Raw genomic sequence first — 2,313 nt, 5'->3', positions numbered from 1 at the left:
ATACTGGATAGGTAGTGGCATATGAAAATTATAAAAATCGTTCTAATTCTTGCACTTTTTTTGATTGCTTTAGCATTAGGGGCTCAAAATCAAGCAGTTGTGACGTTTAACTATTTGATCGCTCAAGGCGAATTTCACCTGTCTACTTTACTTGGCACTGTCTTTGTCTCTGGTTTTTTACTTGCTTGTTTGCTTGGCAGTAGCTTCTACTTCAAGTCTCAGTTGCAAGTTAGAAAGTTGAATAAGCAACTGAAAAAGCAAACAGCAGAGAACAGCTCTGTAACAAGTAAAGCGTAGTGAAATAAAGGCTGACTTGATGTTAGAAATTCTCTTCTTGCTATTACCGATTGCCGCCGCCTACGGCTGGTATATGGGAAATCGCAGTGCTCAGCAAGATAAGCAGAAACACTCTCACCAAATTTCTCGTCAGTATGTGACGGGTCTTAACTTGCTGCTTTCTGATCAATCAGATAAGGCCGTTGACCATTTTATCGAGCTACTCCAAGTAGACAATGAAACGATTGATACCCACTTAGCGCTGGGCAACTTATTCCGTTCAAGAGGAGAGGTTGATCGTGCTATCCGCATCCATCAAAATCTCATATCTCGTTCAAGTCTTACTATTGACCAAAAAAATCTCGCCTTACAACAATTGGCAAAAGATTATATGGTGGCAGGCTTTCTCGACCGCGCTGAAAAAATATTTGAACAACTGATTGAAGAGCCTGAACACAAAGAAGCGGCGTTGCAACAATTGGTTTCTATTTACCAACAGACTCGAGAGTGGCATAAAGCTATCGATTACGCTTATGCGTTGGTAAAATTAGGCAGAAAAAGGATGCACAGTGTTATAGCTCATTTTTGGTGTGAACTTGCAATGCAAGAGAAGGCTGAAGGACGCGATAGCAAAGCGATTCAATATCTTAAAAAAGCGCTGTCTGAAGATCCGAAATGTGTACGCGCAACGATCTCTTTAGGTAAGCTGTATCTTGAAAATGATGACTACCGTCATACAATCCAGTATATGCAGATGGTCTTGGAGCAGGATATTGATTTTATCGGCGAGGTATTGCCGACGCTTGCTGAGTGCTATCACCATATTGGGAAAGAGGGTGAACTTGTTGAGTTTTTACGCGAGTGCATTATCAATGAAGCTGGAGTGTCAGCTGAACTGATGCTCGCACAGTTGGTGGCACAACATGATGGTGCTGGAGCTGCGCAGGAACTTTTGACACGGCAATTGGTTAAAAATCCGACCATGAAGGGCTTCTACCGTTTAATTGACTACCATCTCATCGAAGCGGAGGAAGGTCGAGCGAAAGAGAGCTTGTCGACCTTGCAAAAATTGGTAGGTGAGCAACTAAAAGTAAAACCTCACTACCGATGCAGAAAGTGTGGTTTCTCAACTCATTCTCTCTACTGGCACTGCCCATCATGTAAGAATTGGGGTTCAATTAAACCTATCCGTGGTTTGGATGGTGAATAGAGTTCATGTACTGGAGTTACTGATCGACTCGAAAACTGCAGCTTATGAAAGCTGCATTTTTTTAGCTTAATTATTTTAGGAGTGAAAATGAAAGACCAGAGAGTAATTGTCGCGTTGGATTATGAGCAACAAGCGGAAGCGTTAGCTTTTGTTGATAAAATTGACCCCAGCAGCTGTCGATTAAAAGTGGGTAAGGAGATGTTTACCCTGTTTGGTCCCGATTTTGTGCGTGAGCTACACAAAAGAGGTTTTTCGGTATTCTTAGACCTAAAGTTTCATGATATTCCCAACACGTGCTCTAAAGCCGTACGTGCGGCGGCTGAGCTTGGCGTATGGATGGTGAATGTTCATGCCAGTGGTGGGGAGAGAATGATGTCGGCGTCTCGCCAGATTCTTGAACCTTATGGTAACGATAGACCACTACTTATTGCTGTCACAGTACTAACCAGTATGGAACAACCTGATCTTCGTGGTATTGGCATCGATGTTGCGCCTAAAGAGCATGTAATGCGTCTGGCTAGCCTAACTCAAAATGCAGGGTTAGATGGAGTGGTATGCTCAGCTCAAGAAGCGCACATGCTTAAGAGCCATCTTGGTCAAGAGTTTAAATTAGTTACGCCAGGGATTCGTCCTGTTGGTTCTGCAACAGGAGACCAAAGACGTATTATGACTCCGAGTGAGGCCATAAAAGCTGGTTCAGATTATCTAGTCATCGGTCGCCCAATTACTCAGGCAACAAGACCGGATGAAGTCCTAAAAGCGATAAATGATACGTTAATTTAAATTAATGTTTTCTTTACGTTGTTGTATGAAAAAGGTCGCTTATG

General features: G+C 42.7%; 3 protein-coding genes. All 3 read left to right on the top strand.

What is annotated here, in order from left to right; genetic code table 11:
- The first annotated feature begins 21 nt into the window (after positions 1-21).
- The 3 genes from B9J84_RS12935 (at position 22) to pyrF (ending at position 2,269) form a co-directional block, all read left to right on the top strand.
- A complete protein-coding gene (locus B9J84_RS12935) occupies positions 22-297 on the top strand; it encodes a LapA family protein (RefSeq protein WP_017044598.1) in 276 nt (91 codons plus the stop codon).
- Between the two features lie 19 nt (positions 298-316).
- A complete protein-coding gene (gene lapB / locus B9J84_RS12930; RefSeq protein ID WP_026028046.1) occupies positions 317-1,486 on the top strand; it encodes a lipopolysaccharide assembly protein LapB in 1,170 nt (389 codons plus the stop codon).
- Between the two features lie 87 nt (positions 1,487-1,573).
- On the top strand, positions 1,574-2,269 hold the full coding sequence (gene pyrF, locus B9J84_RS12925) for an orotidine-5'-phosphate decarboxylase (RefSeq protein ID WP_043004292.1): 696 nt from the start codon (positions 1,574-1,576) through the stop codon (positions 2,267-2,269).
- The last annotated feature ends 44 nt before the right edge of the window (positions 2,270-2,313 follow it).

Source organism: Vibrio sp. V03_P4A6T147, from assembly GCF_002241085.1.
Classification (GTDB): domain Bacteria; phylum Pseudomonadota; class Gammaproteobacteria; order Enterobacterales; family Vibrionaceae; genus Vibrio; species Vibrio anguillarum.
Note: the sequence above shows the minus strand (reverse complement) of the source record. Positions and strands in the feature narration are given on the sequence as shown.